The organism is Ruegeria sp. CI5 (assembly GCF_056536885.1).
Window position 1 is genome coordinate 203,065 of sequence record NZ_JBQFQN010000002.1, and the last position, 26,788, is coordinate 229,852.

The window sequence follows — 26,788 nt, forward strand, 5'->3', positions numbered from 1 at the left end:
CATGGCAAAAGATTCACAAATCCGCTTCGTCTCTCCTCGGGCATGGGAACGCATCGAGCAGTGGTCCCGCCGCAAACCAGTTTTTGCGCTGATGGGAGAGTTCAGCGCAGGCAAGTCCACGCTCATGAACTTCCTGCTGCGCAAGCAGGCCCTACCGACGCAGGTGACGGCCACCCAGCTGCCGCCGGTCTGGTTCAGTTGGGGCAATAAACCCGCTTACGTCCAGCGCCATGACGGGACCACTTCTCCGATTGGTTTGGGCGAATTGGACAAGGTGGGCGTCAACGACGCGCAGTTCATCCGCATCTATCTTGAAGCGGACATTCTCGAGGCCGTCGACCTGATCGACACGCCCGGCATTTCAGACCCCAAAATCCAGGCCGATGTCTGGCGCCGTGCGGTGGGTCAGGCCAACGGGGTGCTGTGGTGTACCCACTCGACCCAAGCCTGGCGTGAGACCGAACGCGCCACGTGGGTTTCGTTGCCGGAACGGCTTCAGCACAACTCGCTTCTGTTGGTCACGCGCGCGGACGCACTGGATCTGAAAGACCGCCAGAAAGTGCTCCGCCGCATCAACCGCGAAGCTGGACACCTGTTCAATCGGACAATCCTGTTTTCCGCCCGTGACGCGATCATCGCGCGTGACAAAACGGGCGACGCCGAGCTGTGGTCGCGCAGCGGCGGCGGCAAGATGATCGACAGCTTTCTCGAGATCACCGAGCAGATCATGGACAGCCGTGCGGAAAAGCTCGCCCGCTACCAGATAGACAAGAGCCTCGCCGGCACGCCCCCGGTCCAACCGGTGCGGCCCGAACGATCCGATCGCCAGACCGCAGCGGAAGAGCCCGCGCCTTTCAAGTTGACCAACCCGCTGGATCAGGATGATGGATTCGAAGCGGTCCGGAACTCGGACGATGTGATCGCAACCTTCCCGGTTCGACCGGCCCGGGTGGAGCGCCGCGGCGAGTCGACCGAACGTGAGCGGATCAACCCGGATGACGCCGACCGTTTGCGCGCCGAAATGTCGCCGGTGCCCGATGACGATTTGCGGGCCTTGTTCCGGGACGAGGATGAGGATCGGCTCAGCGTCGCCGCAACTTCGATTGCGGTGACTCAGCTGGACGACGAAGACTTTGACGAGGTCGATGACGATACGCTCGATTTCGAGGACGACGAAATGCTGGTCGCAGACGCCGATGACCAGACCAACGATCAGGGTGCCCAGGACGAAGACCTGCTGGCCACGCTGTCAGAACGTTTGGTTGGCGAGTCCCCCGCGCCGGCAGCAGACGAACAGGACGAGACCTCGGCACCCAGTGTCGAAGACTCGGTCTCGTCCATTGCTTCGCTGTTGTCCCAGCAACAGGGTGACGATGCCACGACCTATGAACCTGAGCCGGAATCGAACGGCTTGATTTCGGCCCAGACCCCTGAAGACCAGGAACCCGAAGTGCCTTGTGAGCAGGTCGGCGAAGGCGAAACCTCGCTGGAACACCTTTTGAGCGTGCCGGCAGGAGCTCCGCTCAGCGCGGCGGCGATGTGGCGGGAAATCGCGGCCAGTGAAGATATCCCCCAAGACGTGGACGGGCTGCACGCCGTGTTCCAGGCCTTTCTTGAGGAGTTCGACAAGATCGCTCACGAGCACACCGGGCGCGACGAACAGGACAGGATTCAACCGGTGCCAAATCCGAAAGACAGGGCGGAGTGGCATGTGTTGTAACCGGGCCTCATGGGACACGTTGGAAACGGTAAACCGTTTCCCATCCCGAACGGCAATGCTACTCAGCGGCGCGACGGTTTCGAACCGCTGCGCCTTTGGGCTTAATAAGGGATAACAGAGCTTTAGATGACGATTGACGCCGCATTGACCACCGCCATGGAGACCATTCCCGACTGCATCGCAGCGGGATATGTCGACATGGAAACGGGCATGCTTCTGGGCATGTCGGCAACCGGGACCGAGGATGGTGCAGCCTTGGAAACCCTCGCCATTGCGGTGGCAAATCTGTTTCAGGGCCGGGGCGTTCAAGCATTCGAAGCGCTGTTGGCCTCGGCCGGACTACAAGATCCGGAGAACCCGGGATTTGGGGAAATCTCGGTGTTTTCGAACGACCGGCTACACATCTTCATGCGGACCCGGGCCTATCCGGAACACGTGGTCTGCTACATCTGCCGCGACAGCGCGAATATCGGGCTGACGCTTACGAAATCACATCTCAGCCTGGGGCCGGTAGCGGCCGCAGTTTAGACGGGACCAGAGGGGGTCACGGCATGATGGCGACAGACATAATCGACATGCTCGAAAACATCGGGCGGTCTGCGACGCCCCGTTTGTCGCCGGCCGTTCGGTTAACCGGGGACACGGCCGAGGCCCGGCGGGCCAGCATACTGAACCTGATCCGAGGAACGGTTCTTCCAAGACGCTTGGAGTTCAACGCCCAGAACGGAACGATCCTGGCGATCGAGGTGAACAGCTCTCGGATCACGGATGTTTATTCCGCAAGCACCGGCGCCCTTCCGGATTTCGAAACCGAACCGCGCGAAGCGCTGATCGAAAAGCTGGCGCGGCTCGTGTCCGACCTGGCAGCGATCGCCCCTCCGATCGAAGTGGTGTCGCTGAAACCGGACGGGCCGCTGGAGGCGGATGACGTCGGCATCACTTTCAGCGAGATGCAGAAAGCCTGTGCCGAGCTCGTTCTGCCGTCAGAGCCGCGGGTTTCGGTTGTCCCGGATCCCGTCGAGGACACGAAAGAGCAGGACAGCGCTGAAAGTGCAGAACTCAGTGTAGCCGCGGCTTTCTTCGACGGCGCCGAGCGGTTCGCCATGGGACGTCTGCTGACAAGTGCCGAGGGGGCGACCCACCAGTTCGATGGCCTGTGCGCCGATGGCCAGCCTCTTCACCCTTCGGATGATCTGTTGACCCGGTTCGCACAGGACCTGGCGGGATGGGATGCGGACAATGCCGGGCTGCTCGAACAGCCGCAACTGATCGTCATGCGGCCGTCAGGTGGCAAGGGCGCGGGTGTCGCTCTGGTCCGGGATGGTCGCAATACAGCCGCCGCCGTACATGACGCGCGCAAGCTGGGTGCCGTCGTCAACCTGTGGAAATCTCTGCGGGAGTCGGTCTGATGACACCGCTTTCGCGACAGTTGAAGTTAAGTTTGAAGCAAATCTTGGGTACCAGTTTTTAGGGTAGTGTTATGAGTGAAACCAACCGCCGGGAATTGATCCGGATCGCCAGCGAAATGAAAGAGGTGAGCAATGACGAGACCTGTCAGTTCATCTCTCGCATCGTTGACGATCTCAGCGGCCTGAAACCATCGATTGCATTCGTCGGGCAGATCAAGGCCGGGAAGTCCCGCCTGATCAACGGCTTTACGGGACAGGCAGAATTTCTGCCGTCGGACGTGAACCCGTGGACGACCGTGATCACCGACATGCATTTCGGTCATCCCTCCGGGCGCACATCGGGGGCCGAATTCCATTTCTTCGACAACCGCCAATGGCAGGCGCTGATCGCCGAAGGCGAAGAACTGCGCAACATGTTCCCCGACGATGAGGACAGCTATAAGCGCGAGATGATCGAGGAGCAGGTCGAGGCGATGAAAAACCGCGCTCGTCTGCGCCTGGGTGACAGTTTCGAACAGCTGATGGGCCAGCATCACGACCTCGAAGAACTGACGTCTGATGACCTTGCCCGCTATGTCTGCGCCGGGGATGATCCGACCGACGAAGCCGAACATGATCCGGGATCGGACCGGGGTTTGTACAGCGACATCACCCGCAAGGCCGAGGTGTATTTTGATCTTGGACACTTCCCGTTCCCGCTGACCGTGACCGACACGCCCGGCGTCAATGATCCGCTGTTGATCCGCGAAGAGATCTCGCGCCAGTACCTCAAGGAATCCGACTTTTTCGTCGTGGTTCTGTCCGCGCACCAGGCCCTTTCGCGCGCCGATTTGAAACTGTTCCGGCTGATGCAGGCGCTTGAGCTGGGTCAGATCGTGGTTTTCATCAACAGGGTCGACGAATTGGGCGGCGGTGCGGAAGACGCGGCGAAAGTGCGCGCCGACGTTTTGGACGGGTTGGAAAAGGCGCTGGGGAAGTCCAGCATCGACGTTCTGATGGGCAGCGCTCAGTGGGCGCATTACGCACTGACCGGGGACGAAACCGGCGTCAACCACGATCACATCCTCGCCTGGCTGCGGGCGCATCCCGAACAGATGAAGCAGTACCTTGCCGGCGTCGAAGAGATCAAACGCGGCCCCGGCCCCATAAGCCGCGAGGCGGTTCTGCGGTATGCCGCGATGATCGCCTCGGGCTTGCCCGATCTGCGCCGGCATGTCACCACCGCGCTGACTGACGGCCCGCGCAACGAACAACTGCGTATGGCGTGGCAACACCTGAACGGCTTTGCTCAGGGCGAGCTGGAACGCAGCAAGGCCCGACTCCGCGCGCTGGAAGAAGATGGCCAACCTTCGGACGATGCGGCTGGCGAGAATGACAAGACCCTCGCCGAGTTGCGCAAGCTGGTATCGGACAAAACCGCAGAAATCACCCGCGACATGGATGATGTTCTGGCAAACTTGCGTGGTGTGATGGATGACACCGTGGCCGAAGCCGTCGTATCGGTTGTGCGCGGACCCGACGGGCAATCCCCGTTGCTTGCCAAAGGTGGCGCAACCGAACTGAACTTTACACCGTTGCGCGAACGCATGCGCGAACTGGTGCAGGGTGCGACTCAGGTCATTCGGCAGCGGATGCTCAGCGAACTCTATGCCATCGACATGCAGGCCAACGCGTCTCTGCGGTCCCTGCCGGGCTGGCAGGAGCCGACCGACAGCCGTATGAACACCAGTGCCGTGCGCTGGTTCCGTCCGGATACCACCGCATTGACCCGAGGGATTACGGTCGAGTTGCGGGTGAACTGGTTGTCGCGTCTGATTTCGCGGAAATCCGTCGTCTCTCGCGCCGAGCGCATGATCGTGCAGGAATTCGAGATGATTGGAGACGATCTGATCGATACCGCGCGTGAGAACCTGCTGGAGCGCCTGAATACCGCTCTGGACCATTTCCTGGCCCTGCTCGCCGGGCATCTTGAAAACCGCACCGCGACGGGCGAGACATGTGAGCGCACCCAGGCGCAGGTCGATTTCGACCGCGCACGCCGGATCGCGGACGAATTGCAATCGACCTTTGGCGCTGAACACAGCGACGAACGACAAGCGGAGGCCGCCGAGTGATTGAATTTCCCGGAACCGAGACGGAAGTGCGTCAGCTTGACCGTTTTCTGACCGCAACCGAACGCCTTCCGTCCACGCCCGAGTTGGACGGCATGCGCGCGCGGGCACAGTCCCACGCCGAGCGGTTGTCAAACGCGGTCTCAATCGGTTTTGCAGGGGAATTCGGCGCCGGGAAGTCCAGTCTTGCCAACATGCTCGCCGGAGCTGACATCCTGCCCACGGGTCCGCAACATCTGAAATTGCCTCTGGTGATTGTCACCTATGCGGACACGCCTGAAACGACCGTTGGGTGGTGGGACCGCGAGCCAAAGGTTTATTCCGGCATCGCCCTGGAAAAGGCCGCGGCCGACAATCCTGATTTTATCTCGGTGGGGCTGAACACCCCTGCCCTGCGCGAAATCTCGTTGTTCGACCTGCCCGGCTCCGGTGCGCTGGACGACACTTACAAACAAACGCTTGATTTGTTGAAATTCGTCGATTGCGCCATCTGGTGCACGAACGGAACCAACGCTTGGCGCGAGACCGAGCGCCATTTGTGGGCACAAGTCCCGCAAAACCTGCGCGACAACAGCTTGCTAGCCGTCACTCACACGGACCTGCCCCCTGTCCGCGACGCCCTCGATCGCGTTCTGTCGCGGTTGGAGAAGGAGAAGTCGGGCATGTTCCGCGCGATCGTACCGATCGGGACACCAGTTGCCGTTCGCGCCATGGCGCAAGAGCCGGAACCGGACTTCGCCTTGTGGGAAACCTGCGGCGGCCAGCACCTTGCGGAGAAGGTGCTTGAAATTGCATCGCATCGCCGCCGAACGGATCTGGAGGCCGCGCGGCAGGACCTTGCCGCTGACTTCCTGCCGTTCTTGGAGACATTGACCGGCGCGGGCGAAGCCGCAGCCTCGGACACCAGAACGGTACAGCCCAGTCTGGAATCTGCGCTGCCGCCGCTGGACAACCCGATCCTCGAAGACTGGCTGGCGGCGATCGCCAGCATTTACGAAGACCTGCGCGACAGTTCGGACATCGAACCGGCCGCCTTCCTGCAAAGCTGTCAGGAAATTGTCGAGGATTTTGCGGAACGGCTGGAAAACGGGTCCGAGATCGATCCCGAAGCCGACTGGATTCCGGGCGAGTTCGAAAAGGCCACCGACCTGCTTCTGCTGCTTCAATTCGAGAGCGGCGAAGGGCCACTCAAGGATGCGATCAGCATACTGGCGCAGCTCAGCGACAACCTGGCGTGGGCCGGCAGCACGGTCGCTTCGGCCCCTCCGAAGACCGGAACCTGAGTCATTCCCGCAAAGATTGAGCCGCGGCGCGGCGAATCGTTAACACTGGAATCATGATTCCATTGTTTCGAATCCGTGGACCATGGGTCGTCTGGCGCCCGGACTGAATCCTTTTTGTTCGCCGGGAGACACTACATATATGTACTCTATCAGCTTCTAGATCAATATATTGATCTGCGCCCGAAACCGTTCTTAGTGAAGCCACGAGGCGGCCCCATTAAAGTCAAATTTGAAACGTCTAACCGTTCTCAAGTGTCCTGCGGTTGTGTTGGTTGTGTGTTCGCGGGCTGATTGCCCGGTTATTTTGGCCGCAAGTTTTTGGAATGATGGGCGGGAAGAAATGAACCACAACCAGGCTGTCGGTGCATCGCACGACGAACCTCAAATTCAAGGTCTGCAACCGGGCGCGAAACTGCTCCGCGGCCAGTACGAAATTCTTCGCTTCCTCAGCAATGGCGGGTTCGGCATCACGTATTTGGCGCGTGACAGCCTGGAACGCGATGTGGTCATCAAGGAATGCTATCCGGGTGCCTTGTGCCGCCGCAACGGTGACCTGGTCGAACCCAATGATCCGGCCTTCAAGGACGACCTGCGCGCGATCATCGACCTGTTCATTCAGGAAGCCCGCAACCATGCTCGCCTGGTCCACCCCAATATCGTCGACGTGCACCAGGTCTTTGAAGACAACGATACTGCATATATCGCGATGGACCTGATCCGCGGATGCGATCTGCTGGATTACATCGAGGACCCCAAGACCGAAACCGGCCCGGACTTTATCGTCCAAGTCACCGAAAAGATGCTGTCCGCGGTGTCGTTCATCCACCAAAGCGGGATGCTGCATCGGGACATTTCGCCCGACAACATCCTGATCGACGAAAACGGCGAACCAATCTTGATCGACTTTGGCGCCGCACGCGAGCAGGCCGCCAACCAATCGGCGGCCCTGTTGACGCTTCGAGTGATTAAAGACGGGTACTCGCCGCACGAGTTCTACGTGCGCGGCTCGGAGCAGGGTCCCAGCAGCGACTTGTATGTGTTGGCGGCAACGCTCTACCACGCGATCAGCGGCGAGCGCCCGATCGACGGCCAATCGCGCCTGAATGCCTTCAACAACGGCCAGAAAGATCCCTATCAGCCGCTGACCGGTCGCTTCCAGGGTTACCCGGATGGCTTCCTTGAGGCGATCGACAAGGCCATGGAGGTCCACGCGACCGACCGCCTTCAATCCGCACTGGACTGGTTGCGGATGTTCCGCGGCCCCGGTGTCGAATTCGACAGCTTTGCCTATCGCCCCGTTTCGGTAATTGTCGCCTTGGACCGCAAGGACGAAGAGGCCGAAAAGGCCCGTATCAAGGCGGAAAGCGAAAATGCCGAAGCGGTGGTAACAGCCCTGCTGGCCGGCAATTCCGATCTGGCTCTTGGGCATGGCGAAAAGAACGACGACGGCCCGGCAAGTTTTGCCCAGAAGGACGAGCCTGCAACGGCAGTGGACACGGTCGTCCAAAAAGGATCGGGCGGCAACGGCAAGTTGATCGCGGGTGTCGCCGCAATCGCGATTTTGGCCGCTGGTGGATTCTTCGTGATGTCCGGCGGCTCGACCGAGACGGACCCGACACCGATCCAGACCGCGACGCCCACCGAGACGGCCGAACCTGCCGAAACGCAGACGGCCGAACCAGTGATCGCACCCGAAACGACCAAGGTAGAAGAAACCGCAGCAGCAACCGAAACAGAACAGCAGGTGGCAGAAGACCAGCCTGTCGAGCAGGCCGCAGCGGCTGTCACACCGCCGGCGGTGGAAACACAGGAAGAAGTGGCTCAGCCCGAAGAACCTATCGAAGTGGCGGCGGTTGCACCGAGCGCTCCGGTCAATCTGGCCGAGACCCAAGTCAGCTATGCCCATTGGGATGTCAAAATCCCGTTCTCGACTTCGCAGCGGCGCGCTTCGACCGGAAACATCATCGCCATCACCGGTGTGGATGCCGACCAGGACATGTCCACGATCGGTGAATGGGTTCAGCGAGGCGCAGCGATCTATACCCTGAACGGCAGCCCTGTGCGCGCCGGAACGACGCTTGCCGCACAGGTTCTGGACAACCTTCAGGTTGACCCGGACGGCTATATCCGTGTCGCGGCGCGGTATCGCCCCATCGGACAGACCCGCGCGCAGAACGGCCTGCTGGCCCTGCCCGCAATCCGCGAGTTCGGGCTGGCCAACGGTTACTCGTTCGAAGCCCGCGGCGCCGATTTGCCCGAATGGCAGACGGTTGTTGCCGGAGCACCGGCCGCAACGGCAGGTGGCCTGCAGACCGGCGACATTCTTGTCAGCGAGACTGTCTCGGGAACTGAGATGATTGCTGCCGACAGTCTGGATACCGCGCTGAACGCGTTGGTTTCCGAAAACAAGCCCGAAGCACGTTTGGTTGTGCTTAGAAGCGGGGCGGAAACAACCGCCGTGATGCCTTTGGCGCAGGAGTGATCAGACCGGTACGTATTTGATCCGCCAGTTTGTGTTTGCTGAGGGGGATGCCGCGTTTTGGCCCTCCTGGTGGGGACCGGCCCACCGCGGAAGGTAAGAGTGTTTCAGGTTTCCAACTTCATCAGTGCCGCTGCGCCATGCGCAGAGGTTCGTAGCAGCCCCACGGGTCACCTAAGCCCGTGCAAGTAGTCAAAAGGTGTCGACACCATGTTCAAATACAAAAGCCCACTCAGCCGGCTTCTCGAGGGTGCCGGCAAAGCCAAAGAAGCCGAAGGGTCGGAACCCGAAGTCGAAACGACCGACAAGGCCGAGCCGATTGCGGACTTCAATGCACTGCGCCAGGCTCTGGCTGGTGGAAACCTGAGCACGGACAGCTACGAGGAAACCGACGAGCTGATCCCTGAAGAGAAGATGCCCGATTTCGCCGAGACCGAACAGACGGTGGAAGAGGCAACAGAAAGCGAAGAAACAGCCGAAGCCGCGCCTGAAGCGCCGGAAGAAGCCGAACAGGTCGTGACGCTGCACGTTGCGGCAACCGAAGAAGAAGAGACCATCCAGTCGGTCATGGCCGAAACTGCCGAACCCGATCTGGAGGAAGTCCAAGAGGAAGAGGCCTCGGCGCCGACCCCGTTCGAGTTGCCGGAACCCATTGCAATCGAAACTGCCCCGGACGAAGCAGCGGCAGATGCCGAACCTGTGGCCACCGAGCCCGAAGAACCCGAAGCCGCCCCGGAAGCCGCCGAAGCGCCGGCCTCGGATCGTCGGTCGCGCGTCAAGACCACCTTCCTCGGGTTCGAGCGCCCTGACACACATGTGCAGGAACTGATCGAAACAGCCGAGCCGGTGGCCAAGACCGAAACCGCAGGCGCGACATTCCCGGTCGGTTGGCTGGCAGTAACCAGTGGCCCCGGGCGGGGGTCCAGCATCACGCTGACCGAAGGGCTTATGCAGATTGGCCGCAACGATGACCAGGCGATCCAATTGGATTTTGGCGACACCGGGATTTCACGGTCGAACCACGCCGTCATTGCTTATGACCCCGAAGACCGCAAATGCTATCTGGGCCATGGCGGCAAGGCAAACCTTGTGCGCCTGAACGGCAAACCCGTCCTCAGCACCGTGCCGCTGTCCAGCGGCGACCTGATCCGCATCAGCGAAACATCGCTGCGGTTCGTGGCCTTCTGTGACGAAAACTTCGACTGGCGGGACGCATAACGGATGCTGGCTACTCCGGCATATGACATTGCACTGATCCTGGATCAGGGTCAGCGCGACACGCAGGAAGACGCGGTTGCCTCGCGGGTCTTTGATGCCGCCAACGCCGGTTATGTCGTGGTGGCAGACGGGATGGGCGGTCACGCCGCGGGCGAAGTGGCCTCGGATCTGGTGGTCAAGTCTTGGTGCGAAGTGCTCGACGCAGTTCTAGAGACTCCGGAATTGACCGAGAATACGCTGCTGGATGCGCTGCCCATGGCCGCAATGCAAGCCAACGCGGCCGTAGCAGGATATGGCGACGACCAGCAACAAGGCTTCAACATGGGCTCGACCCTGCTGGGAGTTCTGCTGCTGGGCAACAAAGTGTTCTGGATCTCGATCGGCGACAGCCCTTTGTACCTGTTCCGCGACGGCGTGCTGTCCCAGATCAACGAAGATCACTCGATGGCGCCCGTCATCGACGCACAGGTGACCCGAGGGGAGCTGTCCGAAGCCGAAGCGCAGTCCCATCCCGACCGCAACCAGCTGACCTCGGTCATCATGGGCGCGGCGATCCCCAAGGTCGACTGCCCCGAAGACGCGCTGGAACTGACGACCGATGACATCCTCATCCTCGGCAGTGACGGGCTGCAGTATCTGGGCAACCACGACATCCAGTCCATCCTTCAGGACAACGCTTCGGCCCTCTCCCAGGACATCGCGGACAGCCTCCTCAAGGCACTGATCGCCAAGGGTGATCCGGATCAGGACAACATTTCAATCGCCGTCATCAAAACGGCCCGACAATAACAAAAGCAAAGCAACAGGACCCATGAGAACACACCTGATCATATCCAGCATTGCCCTGGCGGCAGCCACGGGGGCAGCCTCGGCGCAAGAGGCATGCTCGACCTACGAGATCCAGCGCGGCGACAGCCTGCGTGAACTGGCCATCAAGGTCTATGCGACCGAAGACTATCGCATCATCTACGACGCCAACCGCGACACGATCGGGTCCAACCCCAACATCATCCGCGTCGGCGACGTTCTGACCTTCCCCTGCCTCGAGGATGTCGGCCGCGCCGCGCCTGAACCGGAAACCGAGGCCGAGCGCATGGCCGCCGAGATGGCAGCCGAACTGGTCAAGGCCGCGGAAGAACGTGCCGCCAAGGCCATCGCCGAGGCCGAAGCCCGCGTTGCGGAGGCCCAGCAGGCCAGCGACAAGGCCGTCATCGAAGCCAAGGCAGCCGCGAAGAAGGAAATCGAGGCCGCCCGCGCGGAAGGTGCCGCGTTGATCCGCAACGCCGGTGACGGCACCCGCCCTGAGATCCGCGACCGGCAGTTGCTGCTGATCACCGGGGGCAACTACGCGCCGTTTACCGACGAAGCCCTGCCCAATCGCGGTCTGTACACGAACCTAGTCGAAACCGCGATGCTGCGGGCGGCGCCGGAACAGGCCTACAAGATCCAGTTCGTGAACGACTGGTCGTCGCATCTGGACCTACTGATGCCCACCCTGGCCTTTGATGCCACGTTCCCTTGGTCGCGCCCAAACTGCGAAGAAGCCGAGGCACTTTCGGAAAGCGACCGGAACCGGTGCGAGACCTACAACTTCTCGAACCCGTTCTATGAAGTGGTCGATACGTTCTTCGCGAAGGATGGCTCAGGCTACGAAACCTCGCTCAGCTACGCGGAATTCGTCGGCACCACGATCTGCCGCCCCGAGGGCTGGTCAACCTCGCATATGGACGCTGTGGGTCTTTACGAGCCTGCGATCACCATCTTGCGCCCCGTCGATCCGGACGAGTGTTTCCACGCAGTCATGGACGGGCGGGCTGACCTTGTCGCCATCGAAGCGCATCTGGCCGTCGAGGCCATCGGTCGGCTGGGCTACGAACACAAGATCATCGAAAACCCCAACCTGGCGGCGATCAAGTCGCTCAACGTCATGACCCACAAGGACAATCCGGATGGGGAAGCGATCCTCGAGACGCTCAATCAGGGTCTGGCGATCATGCAGCAATCGGGCGAATGGCGCGACATCGTCTCGACCGCCCTGCGGTACCAAATGGAAAACGGATAAGGGCCGGCAAGGTCTGACAAAACAAAAGTCTGGAGGAAGTGGACATGTTTGAAATCAATCTGAAGAAACTGGTGGCGGCAGCCACCGCAGCAACCGCCCTCAGCGCCGGCGCCGCCGCCGCTCAGGAGGCCTGTACCAACTATACGGTTCAGGACGGTGACACGATGGCAACCATCGCCATCGCGGCCTACGGCACATCGAACTACCAGCCGATCTTCAACGCAAACCGCAACGTCATCACCAACCCGAACTCGCTTGAGCCGGGCATCGTTCTGGCCCTGCCCTGTGAAGACGGCAGCCTGCCGAATGGCCGCAGCGCGCAGGAAATCATCGCCGCGGAAGAACAGCGCGCTGCAAGCGTGAAACGCTCGAGCGTCTATGAGCCGCCGATCAAACTGGTCACCGGTAACGGCTGGGCGCCCTTCGCAGATGAATCGCTGAATGGCGGTGGCATCATCCCGCGTCTGGCAACCACCTCGTTGCAGCGGGGCGGCAACGCCCGCGACTATTCGGTTAGCTTTGTTGACGACTGGAATTCGCACCTGGAAACCCTGCTGCCGCTGGGCGCGTTCGACGTGTCGATGGCATGGAACATGCCGGACTGCACCAACCGCAGCTACGAATGGTCCTGGGAAACCGAGGTGCGCTGCACGCAGTTCGACTCGTCGGTCCCAGTCTATGACATCGTGGTCGGTTTCTACACCCTGCCCGAAAGCCAGTTTGCCAACGCGACCACCTTTGACGAGCTGAAAGGGTCGACCATCTGCCGCATGGACGGCTGGTTCATCCACGATCTGGAACAGCAAGGTCTGATCAATGGCGACACCATCACCTTGATGCAGCCGATCACCGCGCGGGAATGTCTGGATGCCGTGCTGACCGGCACTGCAGATGTTGCAACCTTCGAGGTCCAGCTGTTCTCGGACACCATGGTTGAAATGGGCCTGAACCAGAACGACCTGATCGAGAACCCCTTCGTGACCTCGCTGTCGTCGCTGCGTTTCATCGCGCACCGTTCGAACCCGTTCGGCAAGCAGTACCTGGCCATGCTGAACAAGGGCCTGAACGAAATGCGTGAATCCGGCGAATGGTACGCGATCGTTTCGGACTCGCTGCGCGAGCACAACGACAAACTGATGGCCGCGTCGAACTGATCCCTCGGTTCCGCGAATGACTGGGGCTGGTCGACTGACCGGCCCCTTTTTTATTCTCCGGCCAAGTGATCCAGCCGACCCGCAAGGCCGCCTGCGGGGATCAAACCCTCGACCTTGCGCAAAAGTCGCGCGCCGCCAAAGTTCAGCCACTGAGACTGCCGCAACGCCCAGTAAGCGGCTTTGGCAGTTCCCAAGGCCACGAGTTGGTCCCGTGAAACCATGAATGACCGAGGTTCCACGATCTCGTAGGGATGCAGATAGACTTGCGGCGGGATGCCGGCCTGTTCAGACCGTTCGATCAATGTCCCCGCCAGATCCGAAGTCATGAACTTTAGATAGCTGCCTCCCAGACGCACCATGGGCCCCCTGCCCGCCAATGGCGTCATGAACAACGGCAAGATCCGGAGCGTGGTCAGCCCCATTTCCTGCGAAAACCGATCACATTCCTGCTCCGAGGCGAAGAATGATGAACAGTCGTAGTCGAAATGACGTTCAATCAGGCGGTACTGTTCAGGCGTTGCGCGGTTCAATCGAAAGCGCGGGGCGCGAAACCCTCGAACAGGGGTGTTCCCGGCCTCTTCCAAAGCTTGCCGCGCCTGACCCAGCATACGGTCTATGGTCTCCGCAGACTGCAGGTCCATGCTGTCATGAAAATAGTAGTGGCAAGCAACCTCGTGGCCCCGCTTTGCGATTTCGGCCACCAGATCAGGCGCGTCGCGTGCCACGACCCCCGTGCAGAAGAACGTTGCGGCGCAACCCGTCGATCCGCCATGTGAGCGAAGAAAGCCATCAATGGTTTCGAAGCTTTGCCACAGCTCTTCAACTCTGAGGGGTCCGGTTTCCCAGACCCCCAGAAGGCGTTTCAGATCATGCGCAAAGTCTTCGAAATCGACGCTGATAAACAGTCGGGTCACGCGACAGCTTGGGCCCGGGCGCTGTCATCCTTCAGCGCTTCGCGCAGTACGACGTAGTCACCGATCACCAACGCATCCACTCCCGATGCCGCAAATGTCGCGCAAGCATCCAGAGGCGAATAGATGATGGGCTCCTGGATATTGAACGAGGTATTCAACAACACGGGCACTCCGGTCTTTTCACCGAACCGGGTCAACAAGGCGTGGTACAGCGGGTTCGCCGATTGCGACACCGTATGTACGCGTGCCGTCTGGTCAGTATGGGTGATTGCCGGGATGTCTGCCGCCCGATCGTCACGCACACGAGCAACGATGTTCATGTAGGGGCTGGTCTGATCAATCTCGAAAAAGGTCGAGGCCGCCTCCTCCGCAACGCTGGGCGCAAAGGGCCGGAAATGCTCGCGTTTCTTGATCTTGACGTTCAGATCGTCGCGAATGCTGTCCTTGCGTGGGTCTGCAAGGAAGGATCGGGCACCCAGAGCACGCGGGCCAAACTCTGCCCGCCCCTGGAACCAGGCGATGATCTTGCCTTCGGCCAGCAGGTCGGACACACGGTCCAGGAACTGGTCGACAGGCAGGGCCTGCTGCGGTTCCGCACAATACTGATCCAAGGCAGCGGTGATGTCGGCATCTGCCCAATCGGCACCCTGATATGGGCTGCGGACCGAGGGCAGATCGACCTGCTCGCTCGGAATGCAGGCCAGCGCTGCGCCAACTGCACAGCCAGCATCATGTGGGGCCGGTGGAATGATGACCTCGTCAAACGTGCCGTCCGCGATCAGTGTTCCATTCGCCGTGACATTCAACGCGCAGCCGCCGGAAATTACCAATTTGCGCAGGTCCGGATTGGCTTTGCGGACCGGCTCCAGAATATGGTGCAGGGCTGCCTCGAACGCGGCTTGCACGGATGCCGCCAGGTCCACGTGGCGTTCGTTCGGCGCGGTGCCAGGCTCGCGCCGGGTGCCGAACAGTTCTTCCATACGTGGATGGAACTCGCCGCGCAGGGCTGAGTGATAGTCGCACAGCGCGGTGTTCACGCGGTAGCCGCCGTCATCGTCCAGGATCAGAATTTCGCGCAGGATGGCGTCGCGATAGATGGGTTTGCCGTACGGCGCCAAGCCCATCATCTTGTATTCACCTTCGAGCATCTTGAAGCCAAGAAAACCGGTGAAGGTCGAGTAGAAATGACCCAGCGAGTTGGGCCAGCGATGATCCGCAAGACCTTCCCGCTTGCCGTTCCGCACAACTGACACGATGGTCGAGCTTTCCTCGCCGCCACCGTCATAGGACAGCGAAACGAAGCTGTCCCAGTCACGCATCGCTTCGGCGTACAATTGATGGGTCAGATGGTGGTTGATGTAGTGCAACTTGAAATCGGCCGGACCATGCTCGGCCGTCAGGATCTTGCGGATGCGGAACAGGTCCATCCAGCCGCTGTCCTGTGACTCTTCCGACGAGGCATCTGACACGAACAGTGCCCCGATCCGCGCCGTTACGCTTTTGGCGGCCGAGGGTCGCTGCAAAATCTTGCGCATCGTGCCCATTCCACGGCCGACCATACGCCAGGGCTGCCAATAGACCGCAACCTCATCGATGTCCGAGAACTTCAGCCCGGCAATGCGCAGAACTTCGGCGATCGCCTGATGGGGAAATGCCCCGTCATTCTTGACCCGCGTCAGCCGCTCTTCTTCGATTGCGGCAACCAGCTTGCCGTCCTTGAACAGCGCGGCAGCGCTGTTGCTCATTGTAGCCAAACCCAAAATTACTGACATAACCTAAAACACCCTTGGCCAAAAAACTTGCCTGATAACGCGGCCACGTTAACGGTCAGAGGCTGGTAGGTGCAACCCGGATGAAGGTGCCGCTCGATCAATTTTCAGCCTTTCCCGGCCAACCGGAAGCCATGCAAGTGTGATTCACCGGACTTGTCAGCCTGTTGCACAGGTCTGGTGCCGGGCACTGCGCAGGGTACGCAACACCCACCCAGTGAACAATCGCGCCAAAAGTGCCCTTTCGTTCACGAATAGCCACTGCGTTAAGCCCGACGGCAGCCGGTTGCGAACTTGGGTTCCCCCAAACACCGAGCTTCTGCTAGGCTTAATCGTGGCATTTGTTTTGGTATTCGTGGAATGGATTTGCGGTTAATTCGATCCGTCAGCGCCCCGGCATTTTTGACCCGACGGACTGTCACATCTGTTTGCGAGGCACCTGGTCTTTGGACCGTGACTTGTCGAGGGAAGGGCTATTCATGAAAATCCTGTCTTTCAAATCCGGACATGACGGCACAGTTGCGGGTGTCGACAGCACCGACGGGCGTCTGCTGTTTTCCTACGAGGCGGAAAAGAACAGTTTCCCAAGGTATACGCCCGTTACGCCCGACACGTTCATTGACGCGGGTCTATGGTTCAAGGATTTGCCGGACGTCCTGGCCCTCAGCGGGTGGTCAAGCAACGGGGCCGACCACGTTACAACTTCGGGGGCCGGATACTTCGGCATCGGCGCGGGGTCCGAAACAGTTGGCAAACGAACCTTTTTTGGAAAGTCGGTCGATTATTACTCATCAACTCACGAACGGGCGCATATCTGGTGCAGCTATGCCATGTCCCCCTTTCGTCAGGGCGAACCCTGTTCTGTGCTTCTGTGGGAAGGCGCATTGGGAGATTTCTACGAGATCGACAGCGACCTGACAATTTATCACCGAGGGCAGGTGATGACGGCACCGGGCTCGCGCTTTGCGTTTCTCAATTCCCTCGCCGACCCCGACTTTCCGGTCACGGGCAAATCACCCCGGCCACAGGATCCCGGCCGCCTGATGGCAGCCTGCGCATTTGGCGAAGACGGTCCACCAGATGCGGACGAGACGGAACTGATCAACCGGTTGCTTTCCTCGGACCAGGGCGGCGACGCACTTCGCAAAAGCGATTTTGTAACCTCACCTTTCTTCAACATTGGAACGGATAGCCAAAAGTTGAAGAACATGGCCACCAAGCTGTCCAAAGCGATATTCCAGAAGTTTCGCGATTATGCGGAACAGAACCTGCCTGAAAAGCATCCGCTGCTGATCGCCGGCGGGTGTGGCCTGAATGGACACTGGAACACCGCGTGGAAGCAAAGCGGGCTGTTCCGCGAGGTCTTCGTTCCGCCGACGACCGGCGACTCGGGATGTGCTATCGGAACCGCCGTGGACGCGATGCGCCACTATACCGGCCAAGCCAAACTGGAATGGTCGGTCTATTCCGGCCAGTCCTTCTGCGACGACCGCATCGATACGCAGGGCATGACCGCAACTGAACTGAACCTCAACAGGATCGCCAAAGACCTGCTGGACGGAAAGATCATTGGCTGGACCCGCGGTAATTGCGAGATTGGGCCGCGCGCTTTGGGAAACCGGTCGATCCTGGCCGCGCCATTTTCCCCGGAGACACGTACGCGACTGAACCGGATCAAGGGACGGGCCAGCAACAGTCCAGTGGCGCCGTCTTGCCTGGAAGAGGATGCAGCACTGCACTTCGACATCAGCGCGCCCTCGCCATACATGATGGGTTTTTACCGCGTTACCAATCCGGACCTGGCCGCAGTAACCCATGTCGACGGTTCGGCGCGGGTACAGACAGTCAACCGCAACCAAAACCCCTATTTTTACGACCTTCTGGCCGCGTTCAAGGCGGTGTCGGGGGTGGGCGTGCTTTGCAACACCTCGCTCAATTTCAAGAACTCCGGCTTCATTAATACAACCCGGGATCTGGCACATTACGCCCGCCAGGTCGGGTTGGATGGATTCGTCGCGGGCAATACTTATTACACTTTCGACAACCCGGGTTGTTGACCGAACAAGCTATCAAGCCAGCAACCGATCATAGATCTCGCAAACCCCGTGCACATGAATATCCAATCCGAAATTTGCACGGGCATAATTCTTTGACGCTTGTGAAATCTTCTCGAACAACGCTCTGTCCTGATGCAACTTGCGCACGGGTTCCACGAATGCCTGAGGGTCGTCGGGGTCGACCAGCACACCGGTTTCCCAGTCCGTGATCGCTTCGATGTTGCCGCCGTGACGGGTCGCGATGACTGGAGTTCCCAAATACATCGCTTCGATCAACGTACGGCCAAACGGTTCGTCCAGAGCGGTCACCAGATTGGCATCCATTGCAGCCATGTACCCATCGATCGGCTGTCGGAAACCCATCATATGGATATGCTCGCTGGTCCCCGCCTCATTTGCGATGCGAAGGCAGGTCTGGCGCAACGGTTCGTCCCGCTCGGCCGCGCTGCCGAACAGAAGACCATGCACCGGAGTGTCGGGCATCGCATTTTGCACAGCCGCGATGACCCTTACAAAATGGTCGGGACGCTTGCGCGTGACGAAGTTTCCGAAATACCCGAGAAGCAGCGCGTCATCGGGCAATCCCATCTCGGCGATTACGGCTGCTCGGGCTTCGGACCTATCCGGTGGGTCAGGGTTGAAATCAAATGGGCTGCGGATCACGGTGAACTTCTTGTCGACCGACCGCACCGGGTTGCTGGGCTTCGAAAAATGCGAAACGCTGATGATGTGGTCGGAAAATAGCGGCGCCAGCTTGTTGATCCCGAACGCGGTCGGATCCTGCCGGTGGTGCCAGATGTGTTTCCTGCCCGCCAGGCGGGCCGGCAACACCCAGTTGGCATGCATGCGACCTTCGTTTGTGTGAACGATGTCGGCATCGATGCGCTTTAGGACACTTGCCAGCCTCCATGCGCTGGAAGTCAGGTATCGCCCCGGACCACAGTCGCGCGGATAGCTGAGCCCGCCCGGAGACATCAGGCTGGGATCGTGCAGGATTTCGACGTCAAGTCCCAGCGATCGGGCATACTCCGCCGCCGGGCCGGCCTCGTAGTGGACGAGGATGTGGGGCACATATTTCGACCGGTCCAACGCCGCCGCAAGTTTCAAGGCTGACACGTGACTGCCGCCAATAACGGTGTCACCTTCGAAGGGAAATAGAATACGTCTTGGCATAGATGGTCTCAAAATACTCGTTACTTAAGGGATTAAGGGACAGGGCAGGAAGAACACCAACCCATCATGTTTCGTGTTTTCTGGCCAGATAAGACCGGATGGCGAATATGCAGCCCACCGTCCAGACCAGATTGAACAACAAATGGGCCAAGGCAATGCCTTCGATCCCCATCCAATATAGCAACGGCAGAAATGAGGCCGTAAAGATCACCGTCGCAACAATCGTCGTGCGCACAAGCGCGCTGTCCAGCCCCATGCTCAGCAAGGCGGGGTTCAACACCAAGCCCCCCAGATACACGATCGCGGCATACATCAAGATCGTCATGACGGGCGCTGCGCCACGGAACTCTGGCCCGAACAGCAGAATGGCCAACTCTGGCATCTTCAGCGCCAACGGAATGGAGACCAGGATCGACACCCCGCAAACCGAGAGCGACACCAGCCGTACAAGACGCCAGAACCGGCCGAAATCGCCGACGGCCCATAGGCGGGTCATCTCGGGGTACAGGACTTGCCTGACGGGGCCGCCAATCCGAACAACATTGGCCATGATGCGCTTGCCCACCTGATAGAAGCCCACCGATGTCACGTCCAGCAGGGCGCCGACGACAAGTATGTCCAGCCGCTGAGTGGATTGTCGCAGGATTACGTTGAAATTCGAATTCCAAAGGAACCGCAGATACCCGGGGTTATGGGCAAAAGCCCGCCGCAGCGGCTGGGACAAAAACCTGTGCAAGTTGCGTTTTTTCAATTCGGTCAGTGCCAGAAAGAACGCAACCAGCCCGGTCAGGATCTGATGCATCAGCAACAGAGCCACAAATGCCCAGATCCCCAAGTCCAGCAGAAAGGCGATGATGACTCCGACAAGCCGAAGGCCGGCGATTACCATGTCCGAGATCGCCAGCACGTCGAACCGGTCGAAAATTCGAAGAACTCCAATGCCGGTTGGTCGGAGCGATAGAAACAACCCAAAGGCAACAAGCGTGATATAGGACGCGCCTTCAGGTTCAGACAGCCCGATGAACGGAGCAAGCTTTGGCGCCAGCATTATCGCCACCGAACCAGCCAGCAGCCCGCCAAGGCAATCGGTCACCACAGACATCTTGATCAATTGTCGGAATCTGTTCGGATCCTCTTCGATCAGAGCCTCGCTGCCGTACTTGATGGTTGCCTGCCATGGCTCGAGCCGGAACAACCTGTCCATCACCTGAATGTACGCGTCCACCAGCGCCAGAATCCCAACCGCAGCCGGCCCGATTGCGCGAGCCGTAAAGATGAGGCTGGCCAAACCGAACAGACCAACCAAAATCTGCGACAAGAACATCCATGACATGTTCTTGGCCAGCCGCTTCAACAGCGGCTTCGAGCTTGGCTCACTCATCGGTTCACGCGAAACCACGCGGCACTATCCACGCGGCGTTCAGGAAGCGGGTCATCAATTCACCCATGCACTCGGTACAATTCAATACGTTTCCAAAATTTGTGGCGGGTTAAGTCATGTTTCCGGTTGTTTCCGTTTCTATCATTTAGTTGTCTTGGATTATATCGTTTTACGAAAGCGCAGTTTGCCGATTGAATCCAGTACTGATTGTTGAAAGGGCTTTTGAAGTTGCGACAGAAACCAATTCTTGTTCGGAGCACCTGTCGGGGTGCCAACCGGTCCGGGTCGGATGCCGACCGCGCCCGGAGCCAGACTGAAAATACCCGGTCCGAAGGTTGAATACCCCGTCATGACCCGTGCACCCGTTCTTGTCCATATCGGCTATCACAAAACCGCTACGTCGTCCCTGCAACAGCAGCTGTTCTCGGCGCCGGACGCACCGTTCGCGACTCCGCATGGCGATCGCAAATACATTCTTTCAAACCGGATCGTACTGCCGCAGCCGATGACCTATGATCCCGCAGAAACTCGCGAGATGTACGAGAGTTTCCTGAAAAAATCGCAGGATAGCGGGCAGGTTCCGGTGTTCTCTCACGAGAGATTCTCTGGTTACCCGGCCAGCGGCGGGTTCGACAGCACCATCATTGCCGACCGTCTGCAACGCACGTTTCCCGACGCCTACATCTTGGTCGTATTCCGCGAGCAGTTGTCGTCGATCCTGTCGATGTACAGCCAGTACATCACCGATGGCGGCCACGGATCGCTCAAGACATATCTGTCCGAACCTGAACCGAACCTGCGACGTGCGCCGATGTTCTCGGAGGAGTTCTACCGGTACCACCGCTTGTTCAAGTTCTACCAGGACAAGTTCGGCAAGGATCGTGTGCTTGGATTGGCCTACGAACAGTTCATTTCCGAGCCGGATTCTTTTGTGGAAACCCTGTGCAATTTCGTCGGCGTCGAGCACAAGAAGCGCGAATTTGAAGTCACTAACGAGAAGAGATCGGAGTGTTTTCAGATTCTGCAGCGATTTGTTAATTTCACACTCAGCGACAACCAACTGAGCAAGGGCGCATTGTTGCCATTTCCGAATGCAACGCGCAGATTCGGAAAATTGAGCCGACCGATCGGACGCATCTTTCCCGGCAAGTTGGATCAGATGCTCAAAGACCGGCTGGTCGGCAGAATTCAGTCCCGATTTGACGGTGCCTTTGCTGAGTCAAACGCCGAACTCCAATCCTTGACTGGCCTCGATCTAGGTCAGTTCGGGTATCAGCTGCCTTCGACCACAAGCACAGACTGAACTGCGCTTTTCTGCCCCCAAAATACAAAATGACCAGCACCCCATATGCTGGTCATTTGTCGAGTGAGTGGTCGGGCCAACGGCCCCACCGGTCGAATTTCGTTGTTGAAATAAGGTTAGCCAGTCTCAGGCGGCCTGGGAATTAGGGGTTTCCCGTAGTTTCTGCGAATTCTTTCAAATATTCCCGTTTATCATTAAATAACAAATGCTTGGCAGAGCCGCCACCCCTCAATTTGCCTTGTCCTCTCGGGTACTGGCCGAAAATCCCATCTTGCCGAGAAGGATCGAATTGATCCGACGCACATCGAACGAATCCTCGGCACGTTTCCGCGATGCCTGACCCATTCGGGCCACCAGATCAGGATTCTCGACGAACGAGGCCATGGCGCGGCTCAGCGCCTCGGGGTTCCGGACTGGCACGACGTAGCCAGTCTCGCCGTTGATGATCGGATCAGCGCAACCCGGCGCATCCGACGTGATGACAGCCCGCCCCGCGGACATCGCCTCGAGAATCGTGCGCGGTATCCCCTCGCGGTAGGCCGACGGCAGCACGAAGACCGAACACGCTGCCAAATAGGGCCGGACGTCCGAAGTTTCTCCCAAGTATTCGATCACGCCTTCGCGCGTCCATTCGTCGATCTCGCGTTGGCCGATGGAATCCGGGTTGGCGTCCATCGGACCAAGCAATTGGCATCTTGCTTGGGGGTGCGTTTCTTTCAGTAAACGGGCAGCCTGAACGAAATCAAACACGCCCTTCTCGCGCAGCAGGCGCGAGATCATCAGAAATACGGGCGGCCCAGCTGGCGGATCGGTAAATCCGTAGCGATCCAGATTTACACCAGACCCGGGCACGATGCTGAGCTTGGCATCTGGTGCAACAAGGCGCCTTTCTCGGAACTCTTCGGCATCTGCGCGGTTGTAGACCAGCACCTCGTCCACACCTTTCAGCGCAATACGATACAGAACCGATGACACAGCGCGAACCGCACGCCTCCGAAAAGTCAGGCCATGGGTGCTGTAGACATAGCCCAACCCGGTGTTCATGGCATAGATCCGGTCCACTCCCGCCCATTTTGCAGCCAGGCAACCATAGATGATTGGCTTCATGGTGTAGGCAAAGACAATGTCGGGTTTGAATTCCTTGAAAACGTGCACAAGAGCACGCAGCGTGCGCATGTCCTCAACCGGGTTCATCCCGGCACGTGACAGCGGAAACTGCACGAACTCCACACCGATTTCTGCGAGCGCAGTTTCCGTCGCTTCATGGCGCTCGGGACCGCAGGCGACGACCTCAGCCCGCTCCGACAACTCCTTCAGCAGGTCATAGCGAAAATTCAGCAAAGACGCAGTCAGATTGGCGACAACCACGATCCGTGGTCGCGCCCGCATGGGGAGGGAGACCTGCGGTTTCAACTTTTGCAACAATGCCAACTCCTGATGGCAGAGCAGGCGCTGCGGCCCGCCTGGTTTGGTTCAACTCTCCCGGCGGCAGCTGCTATGGCCATGTTCGACCCCCGCTCCAACCCTGCGATGAGCGGCATCGGCAATGATCCGGTCCCATTTCTCAAGAATACTGCCGGGAGCCAGCCAGTCCCTGTTGTGTTGGTATCCTTGACGCATCTTGTCCAGCAATTCCGGATCGTCGCTCAGCTGCAGCACTGCGCGGGCCAGTTCCTCCGTGTCTTCAGGCGCAACAAGCAATCCATTCTCACCGTGTCGGATCAATTCTCGTGGTCCGTAGGGGCAATCAAAAGACACAACCGGCAAGCCTGCGACGGTCGCCTCTGCCACCACATTGGGAAACCCCTCGAAGCGGGAGGAAAACACCAGTATGTCTGCGCCATCCATCCACGCTCCGGGTGTGTCGCTCGCGCCCGGCAGGGAGATGACGTCCTGCAGACCCAACCGGTCCCTCTGCGCCTCGAGCGCGGCACGTTCCGGGCCTTCCCCGAAAATCGTCAGGCGCGCGTCCGGGTTATTCTGGATGATTTCCGACATTGCGTCGATCAACAGATCGAACCCCTTTTGCGGATCCAACCGCCCCACCGCGACCAGCCGATTGCCACCCGAGCCAAGGAGCGTGGCTGCACCATCGATTGGCGCACAGGGATTTGGAATGACCCGCGCCTTGCTCCGCAATGATGGCGGCAGGTCCTGGCGCACCCGCTCAGTCTGCATGACCACGGTGCTGGCTCGATGTCCAAGGATGTTTTGAGCGTGGCGCCAGACAGGGTTGGCGTTTTGCACGATCGGGTTGTTCCGCTCTGAAACGATCACCGGAACATCCCGCCCCAGAGCTGCAGCGAGCGTCAGGACATTGATTTTAGTCAGAAAGGATACCACCACGTCGGGGTTCTCGTCCCGGATGAAGCGACGAATCCGGCGCAGGCGGGCCAGCTGTTTCAGCCCCCTTAACCCGTCGTTTCCGCCTTCGGCTACCAGCAGGCTGACGCCGTCAGGGAAAGAAAAATACGACCCGTCCTCGGGCATGGTCATGCCCGCAACCGAGACCTGGTCGCCAAGGCCGATCCGATGGGCTGCAAGAACCGAGACAATCTTTTCGGCACCGCCAGCTCCGAACCCACCCTGAACGATCAGTATCTTCACTGCGCCCGCTCCACCATTTGCGTGCTGTCGGCACGGTTCTGTTTCCCAGACGTGTTCAATTGTTCCACCGGGCCATTCAACTCGGTTTCGACCACGGGCTGGTTAAGGTTTTTGGCCTGCAGAAAAATCCGGCCGACATATTCCCCAAGGATGCCAAGGAACATCGCATTCAGGGTCATCGACAAGAGCAGCAGGATTGTCGTGGTTGCAAAACCTGCGGGCCAATCCTGGCCAAAGAACAGCTTGCCGACAAGGTAGCCGATCATCAACAGGAACATCGACAGCCCTACTGTAAGGCTGATCAGCGAAGCCAGGCGCAGCGGGAGCAGGGAATGGTTGATCAACCCGTCCACAGCCAGCGCCAACATCGCCCGGACCGGAAACTTGGATTCACCCGCTGTCCGGGCCGCGCGATCATATTCGAATCCGACCTGCGAAAACCCCATGCCGCTGATCAGTCCACGAACATAGGGCGAGCGGTCATCAACCCGGCGCAATTCGTCCAATATCCGCCTGTCAGTCAGACGAAACTCACCCGCGTTTCGCGGCAGATTATCGTTGCTGATCAAGTCGATCAGTGCATAGAACCCCCGCCGTGCAGCGGCAACGACAGGGCCATCGGGCAGGCTGCGGCGAATACCATAGACGACATGATTCCCCTGCCGCCACAGATCCAACATCTGAGGGATCAACTCGGGCGGGTCCTGCATATCGCAATCGAGCTGCACCGCGCAGGCCCCGGTCGCCGACCTGTATGCTGTCAGAACCGAAGCCTGGTACCCCATGTTCCGCGCAAAGCGGATCACACGGACCCGAGGATCCTCCCCCGCGATTTCGGACAGGATTTCAAACGTCCGATCCTCGGAATGGTTGTCGGTGAAGATGATTTCAGGCTCGTACCCATCCAGTTTGTCGAACACCGCCAGCACGCGCTCATAGGCCATACGGACGTTGTCTTCCTCGTTGTAGGCGGGGATCAGAATGGAAATGACCGTCATGCGTTTTGTCCTGCCATGTTCTTCCGCGCATCCAAAGAGATGGCCCAATCGACTGTATCCCGCAGGCCGTCCTCCAACCCGATCCGCGCGGTCCAGGGATAAAGGGAATGGATAAGTCCGGGATCGTTGACCAGGTGCATCGGCTCACTTGGCGGGTCGGCATAGTCGAGCTGACCGGGTCCGGAACCGGTCAGCTCAGCCAGGATCGCGGCCGCGTCACGGACTCGAGTAGCCACTCCGGTACTGACATTCACCAGCGGAACGTCAACCCGCGGTGCATCGGCCAACATCAGAAGGGCACGCACGGCATCGCCGACATGCAGAAAATCCCGGATATCATCGGGGCGTCCGATGCGCGCGGCATCCCCGTTCAGCAACGTGCGGATCAGATACGGGACCAACTGGGGCCCGGTCTGACCCGGACCATAAGTCAGCGAAAGCCGTGCCGTCATAGCCGTGAATGGCAGGCGCGGCCGAAGCATGGTCAAGTACTTGGTCCCTGCCAGCATAGATGCCCCATAGCTGTCGCGCGGCATTTCGCATTGGGTTTCAGTGTAGGGAGAAGGAACCTCACCGTATTCGGCAATGGTTCCAAGACGGATGAATACATCCGGCGGTGCGTCGCAGGTCGCAGCGGCGCCCAACACAGCCATCAATGGCACAAGATTGTCGCTCACGCTGGCTTCGGCATCTTTGAGGCCGGGCCGCGCTACAGCCCGGGTGTTTGCCGCCGCATGAAACACAACCTCTGGCCGGGACGTGTCAAACACGCGGCGCAAAGCATCCCTGTCGCTCAGGTCGACACGCTGCAATTCCACATCGGGCATTCCATCAGAGAGGAATCCGGGTCGGACCACGGCCACGACCTGATCCCCTCTGTCCATACAGGCTCGGAGCAGATGCTGTCCGATGAACCCTCCGGCCCCGGTGATCAGAACGCGCCTCGTCATGACAAACCGCCGCCGGCCATGTTCTGGGCCGGATTGGTGAAAACCGCGCTTTGCGGGTCACCCGTATCATGATCAGTTGTCATCAGTTTCATTCCTGCGCCCTGGCCGGTCCCTTCGATACTATGGAATTTGGGACCATTGGGATAGTTGCGCCAACACCGATCACTCCGCACCCACCACCCGCAGACGGAAAGCGACCA

Annotated in this window: 20 protein-coding genes; 12 read left to right on the plus strand and 8 right to left on the minus strand. The window is 59.4% G+C overall.

Annotated elements, in window-relative coordinates; all coding sequences use genetic code 11:
• Position 1 precedes the first annotated feature (1 nt).
• From ACR0BA_RS09805 to ACR0BA_RS09850, 10 genes are all read left to right on the plus strand, one after another.
• Entirely contained in the window at positions 2-1,720 is a 1,719-nt protein-coding gene (locus tag ACR0BA_RS09805; RefSeq protein ID WP_480727699.1) for a dynamin family protein, read from the plus strand.
• A 126-nt stretch (positions 1,721-1,846) separates the two neighbouring features.
• Positions 1,847-2,248 carry a hypothetical protein gene (locus ACR0BA_RS09810; RefSeq protein ID WP_170367238.1) on the plus strand — a complete coding sequence of 134 codons (402 nt, stop codon included), beginning with the start codon at positions 1,847-1,849 and terminating at the stop codon, positions 2,246-2,248.
• 26 nt (positions 2,249-2,274) lie between these two features.
• Positions 2,275-3,129 carry a hypothetical protein gene (locus ACR0BA_RS09815; protein WP_480727701.1) on the plus strand — a complete coding sequence of 285 codons (855 nt, stop codon included), beginning with the start codon at positions 2,275-2,277 and terminating at the stop codon, positions 3,127-3,129.
• 71 nt (positions 3,130-3,200) lie between these two features.
• Positions 3,201-5,243 carry a dynamin family protein gene (locus tag ACR0BA_RS09820; RefSeq protein ID WP_170367236.1) on the plus strand — a complete coding sequence of 681 codons (2,043 nt, stop codon included), beginning with the start codon at positions 3,201-3,203 and terminating at the stop codon, positions 5,241-5,243.
• Positions 5,240-6,523 carry a dynamin family protein gene (locus ACR0BA_RS09825; protein ID WP_480727703.1) on the plus strand — a complete coding sequence of 428 codons (1,284 nt, stop codon included), beginning with the start codon at positions 5,240-5,242 and terminating at the stop codon, positions 6,521-6,523. Before ACR0BA_RS09820 ends, ACR0BA_RS09825 begins: the two co-directional genes overlap by 4 nt.
• A 340-nt stretch (positions 6,524-6,863) precedes the next feature.
• Positions 6,864-9,005 carry a serine/threonine-protein kinase gene (locus tag ACR0BA_RS09830; RefSeq protein ID WP_480727705.1) on the plus strand — a complete coding sequence of 714 codons (2,142 nt, stop codon included), beginning with the start codon at positions 6,864-6,866 and terminating at the stop codon, positions 9,003-9,005.
• Between the two features lie 207 nt (positions 9,006-9,212).
• A complete protein-coding gene (locus tag ACR0BA_RS09835) occupies positions 9,213-10,220 on the plus strand; it encodes an FHA domain-containing protein (RefSeq protein WP_170529932.1) in 1,008 nt (335 codons plus the stop codon).
• A gap of 3 nt (positions 10,221-10,223) precedes the next feature.
• Complete coding sequence (locus ACR0BA_RS09840) at positions 10,224-11,009, plus strand: PP2C family protein-serine/threonine phosphatase (RefSeq protein ID WP_170439748.1); 786 nt, start codon at positions 10,224-10,226, stop codon at positions 11,007-11,009.
• 22 nt (positions 11,010-11,031) lie between these two features.
• A complete protein-coding gene (locus tag ACR0BA_RS09845; protein ID WP_170359584.1) occupies positions 11,032-12,282 on the plus strand; it encodes a transporter substrate-binding domain-containing protein in 1,251 nt (416 codons plus the stop codon).
• 44 nt (positions 12,283-12,326) lie between these two features.
• Positions 12,327-13,436 carry a transporter substrate-binding domain-containing protein gene (locus tag ACR0BA_RS09850; protein WP_170365726.1) on the plus strand — a complete coding sequence of 370 codons (1,110 nt, stop codon included), beginning with the start codon at positions 12,327-12,329 and terminating at the stop codon, positions 13,434-13,436.
• A gap of 50 nt (positions 13,437-13,486) precedes the next feature.
• Here the strand turns inward: ACR0BA_RS09850 and ACR0BA_RS09855 are convergent, their stop codons facing one another.
• Positions 13,487-14,350 (minus strand): polysaccharide deacetylase family protein, encoded by an 864-nt coding sequence (locus ACR0BA_RS09855; RefSeq protein ID WP_480727707.1) that lies wholly within the window; start codon positions 14,348-14,350, stop codon positions 13,487-13,489.
• Entirely contained in the window at positions 14,347-16,122 is a 1,776-nt protein-coding gene (locus tag ACR0BA_RS09860) for a carbamoyltransferase family protein (protein WP_480727709.1), read from the minus strand. The genes ACR0BA_RS09855 and ACR0BA_RS09860 overlap by 4 nt, the downstream gene beginning before the upstream one ends.
• A 476-nt stretch (positions 16,123-16,598) precedes the next feature.
• Between ACR0BA_RS09860 and ACR0BA_RS09865 the strand changes: the two genes are divergently transcribed.
• Positions 16,599-18,176 carry a carbamoyltransferase C-terminal domain-containing protein gene (locus ACR0BA_RS09865; RefSeq protein WP_480727711.1) on the plus strand — a complete coding sequence of 526 codons (1,578 nt, stop codon included), beginning with the start codon at positions 16,599-16,601 and terminating at the stop codon, positions 18,174-18,176.
• Between the two features lie 12 nt (positions 18,177-18,188).
• Here ACR0BA_RS09865 and ACR0BA_RS09870 read toward each other — a convergent pair whose 3' ends face one another.
• Positions 18,189-19,349: a glycosyltransferase gene (locus ACR0BA_RS09870; RefSeq protein WP_480727713.1), complete on the minus strand. Its 1,161-nt coding sequence runs from the start codon at positions 19,347-19,349 to the stop codon at positions 18,189-18,191.
• 64 nt (positions 19,350-19,413) lie between these two features.
• Positions 19,414-20,730, minus strand: coding sequence for a lipopolysaccharide biosynthesis protein (locus ACR0BA_RS09875; RefSeq protein WP_480727715.1), 1,317 nt, complete (start codon positions 20,728-20,730; stop codon positions 19,414-19,416).
• 289 nt (positions 20,731-21,019) lie between these two features.
• Here ACR0BA_RS09875 and ACR0BA_RS09880 point away from each other — a divergent pair, with 289 nt between their 5' ends.
• Complete coding sequence (locus ACR0BA_RS09880; RefSeq protein ID WP_480727717.1) at positions 21,020-22,033, plus strand: sulfotransferase; 1,014 nt, start codon at positions 21,020-21,022, stop codon at positions 22,031-22,033.
• A 228-nt stretch (positions 22,034-22,261) separates the two neighbouring features.
• On the opposite strand, the gene ACR0BA_RS09885 is transcribed toward ACR0BA_RS09880, so the two are convergent.
• The 4 genes from ACR0BA_RS09885 to ACR0BA_RS09900 form a co-directional block, all read right to left on the minus strand.
• The gene (locus tag ACR0BA_RS09885; protein WP_480727719.1) at positions 22,262-23,422 is read right to left on the minus strand and encodes a glycosyltransferase family 4 protein; all 1,161 of its coding nucleotides are present in this window, start codon (positions 23,420-23,422) and stop codon (positions 22,262-22,264) included.
• A gap of 84 nt (positions 23,423-23,506) precedes the next feature.
• Positions 23,507-24,640, minus strand: a complete 1,134-nt coding sequence (locus tag ACR0BA_RS09890; RefSeq protein WP_480727721.1) for a glycosyltransferase family 4 protein — start codon at positions 24,638-24,640, stop codon at positions 23,507-23,509.
• Positions 24,637-25,638, minus strand: coding sequence for a glycosyltransferase family 2 protein (locus tag ACR0BA_RS09895; RefSeq protein ID WP_170341704.1), 1,002 nt, complete (start codon positions 25,636-25,638; stop codon positions 24,637-24,639). The genes ACR0BA_RS09890 and ACR0BA_RS09895 overlap by 4 nt, the downstream gene beginning before the upstream one ends.
• On the minus strand, positions 25,635-26,588 hold the full coding sequence (locus ACR0BA_RS09900; RefSeq protein WP_480727723.1) for an NAD-dependent epimerase/dehydratase family protein: 954 nt from the start codon (positions 26,586-26,588) through the stop codon (positions 25,635-25,637). Before ACR0BA_RS09900 ends, ACR0BA_RS09895 begins: the two co-directional genes overlap by 4 nt.
• Positions 26,589-26,788: the final 200 nt, after the last annotated feature.

Coding starts and splice junctions, on each gene's coding strand:
- ACR0BA_RS09805 (WP_480727699.1), top strand. CDS start 2: ATGGCAAAAGATTCACAAATCCGCTTCGTCTCTCCTCGGGCATGGGAA.
- ACR0BA_RS09810 (WP_170367238.1), top strand. CDS start 1,847: ATGACGATTGACGCCGCATTGACCACCGCCATGGAGACCATTCCCGAC.
- ACR0BA_RS09815 (WP_480727701.1), top strand. CDS start 2,275: ATGGCGACAGACATAATCGACATGCTCGAAAACATCGGGCGGTCTGCG.
- ACR0BA_RS09820 (WP_170367236.1), top strand. CDS start 3,201: ATGAGTGAAACCAACCGCCGGGAATTGATCCGGATCGCCAGCGAAATG.
- ACR0BA_RS09830 (WP_480727705.1), top strand. CDS start 6,864: ATGAACCACAACCAGGCTGTCGGTGCATCGCACGACGAACCTCAAATT.
- ACR0BA_RS09835 (WP_170529932.1), top strand. CDS start 9,213: ATGTTCAAATACAAAAGCCCACTCAGCCGGCTTCTCGAGGGTGCCGGC.
- ACR0BA_RS09840 (WP_170439748.1), top strand. CDS start 10,224: ATGCTGGCTACTCCGGCATATGACATTGCACTGATCCTGGATCAGGGT.
- ACR0BA_RS09845 (WP_170359584.1), top strand. CDS start 11,032: ATGAGAACACACCTGATCATATCCAGCATTGCCCTGGCGGCAGCCACG.
- ACR0BA_RS09850 (WP_170365726.1), top strand. CDS start 12,327: ATGTTTGAAATCAATCTGAAGAAACTGGTGGCGGCAGCCACCGCAGCA.
- ACR0BA_RS09860 (WP_480727709.1), bottom strand. CDS start 16,122: ATGTCAGTAATTTTGGGTTTGGCTACAATGAGCAACAGCGCTGCCGCG.
- ACR0BA_RS09865 (WP_480727711.1), top strand. CDS start 16,599: ATGAAAATCCTGTCTTTCAAATCCGGACATGACGGCACAGTTGCGGGT.
- ACR0BA_RS09870 (WP_480727713.1), bottom strand. CDS start 19,349: ATGCCAAGACGTATTCTATTTCCCTTCGAAGGTGACACCGTTATTGGC.
- ACR0BA_RS09875 (WP_480727715.1), bottom strand. CDS start 20,730: ATGAGTGAGCCAAGCTCGAAGCCGCTGTTGAAGCGGCTGGCCAAGAAC.
- ACR0BA_RS09880 (WP_480727717.1), top strand. CDS start 21,020: ATGCCGACCGCGCCCGGAGCCAGACTGAAAATACCCGGTCCGAAGGTT.
- ACR0BA_RS09885 (WP_480727719.1), bottom strand. CDS start 23,422: ATGCGGGCGCGACCACGGATCGTGGTTGTCGCCAATCTGACTGCGTCT.
- ACR0BA_RS09895 (WP_170341704.1), bottom strand. CDS start 25,638: ATGACGGTCATTTCCATTCTGATCCCCGCCTACAACGAGGAAGACAAC.
- ACR0BA_RS09900 (WP_480727723.1), bottom strand. CDS start 26,588: ATGACGAGGCGCGTTCTGATCACCGGGGCCGGAGGGTTCATCGGACAG.